We start from the raw sequence: 1261 nt of genomic DNA on the forward strand, positions 1-1261 counted from the left end.
TGTAGTGGTCAAGAAAAACTGGCCACCGGTTTATAGTTAATCCAGTATTTTTGCTCTGCCTGATTCGGGCTCAAACCGTTGTTATGCTGATGCGGCCGAAGCTGGCTGTAATACCCGATTAAATACTTCAATATGTGATTCTGCGCCTGCACAAATGAACGATATCCATAAGTCGGCATCCATTCTATCTTCAGACTTCTGAAGAAGCGCTCCATTGGTGCATTATCCCAACAGTTACCCCGTCGACTTAAGCTTTGCTTTATCTGGCACTTCCAGAGCGTCTGGCGGAACTTCCTGCTCGTATAATGGCTGCCCTGATCGCTATGGAACATCACGCCTTTAGGACGTCCACGGCTCTCATAAGCCATTTTCAATGCGTTGCTGGTTAACTTACTGTCCGGTGACAGCGACATTGCCCAGCCTACGGGTTTACGGGCGTATAAATCAATGACTATGGCCAGATATGCCCAACGGCTACCGGTCCAGATGTAGGTCACATCGCCACACCACACGCGGTTCGGTGCACTAACGCCAAATTGACGCTCTAAATGATTCGGTATCTCAACATGTTCATCGCCTGTTTTCTTGTATGTATGTCCGGGAACCTGACAGCTGATAAGCCCCAGTTTTTCCATGAGCCGACCGGCACGGTAACGGCTTAATGGTGTGCCCTGGTTGGTCGCCATCTCTGAGATACTGCGGGCTCCCGCAGAGCCTTCGCTCTTGCCGAAAAGCTCCTTAACAAGCGCTATCTCAGCGGTCTTTTTCGCACATATTGGCTGCTTTGAACGTTGTTTCCAGTAACGAAAGCTGCTGCGGTGTATGTTAAACACCTGACATAACTTCTTTACTGAATAGCTCGTCTTGAGTTTCTCGATTATCGAGAATTGTTCAGAGAGTCCGACATCAAGAGAGCTGTAGCCTTTTTTAGAATGTCCTTTTCCGTTTCAACATCACGAAGACGCATCTCAAGCTCACGTATTCGCAGCTGGTCAGGCGTCATTGGTGTGGCTGTGGGTTGCTCACCACCGCGCTCTTTTCTGAGCTGGCGAACCCATTTATCCATGGTCGATACACCGACGTTCATGGCTTCGGCTGCTTCCCTAACTTTATAGTTTTGATCGACCACCAGCTGCGCTGCTTCAAGTCGAAATTGAGGACTGAAATTACGTTTTGGTCTCTTCGTCATCTTGTCACCTAATTGTCTCTTGGTGCATGATAGCACCTCTAATTAGGTGGCCAAATTTAGTTTGCCACTACA

1 protein-coding gene is annotated in these 1261 nt (G+C 48.3%); it reads right to left on the bottom strand.

Translation table 11 applies throughout. The features are described 5' to 3' along the window. Positions 1–8: 8 nt before the first annotated feature. Positions 9–1189, bottom strand: a protein-coding gene (locus ACP7H9_RS14150; protein WP_114981790.1) for an IS3 family transposase whose coding sequence is annotated in 2 segments (ribosomal slippage) — positions 9–922 and positions 922–1189 — 1182 coding nt in all. Because the reading frame shifts where the segments join, the coding sequence is not laid out codon by codon here. Positions 1190–1261: the final 72 nt, after the last annotated feature.

The organism is Idiomarina sp. ST20R2A10 (assembly GCF_051842345.1).
Classification (GTDB): Bacteria; Pseudomonadota; Gammaproteobacteria; order Enterobacterales; family Alteromonadaceae; genus Idiomarina; species Idiomarina loihiensis.